This window comes from Neisseria sp. P0009.S007, assembly GCF_051962515.1.
The window spans coordinates 1-293 of the sequence record NZ_JBQCVF010001043.1; the positions used below are offsets into that span (position 1 = coordinate 1).

1 protein-coding gene is annotated in these 293 nt (G+C 48.5%); it reads right to left on the minus strand.

All coding sequences use genetic code 11. From position 1 onward, the window contains the following. On the minus strand, positions 1-293 hold a 293-nt coding region (locus tag ACTHS3_RS17675), incomplete at both ends, for a transposase (protein WP_440368724.1).

A 293-nucleotide genomic window follows, 5' to 3' on the forward strand; every position in this document is an offset into this window, starting at 1 on the left:
GTGCAAGCTGGGTTCTGTATGCGACAGGACTCAGCTTTTTCAATTTCAAACTGCAACGCTCCCGGTTGTAGTAATCCATATAGTCATCTATCTGCTTCATCAATTCATCTACCGTCAATTCACCTGCGTTATAGAAACACTCCGTCTTCAACACCGCAAAGAAGCTTTCCATCGGCGCATTGTCCCAACAGTTCGCCTTTCGCGACATGCTTTGAACCATGGAATGCTCCGCAAGCAATTCCCTATACCCCGCCGTACGGTACAGCACACCTTGGTCGGAATGCAGCATCGTT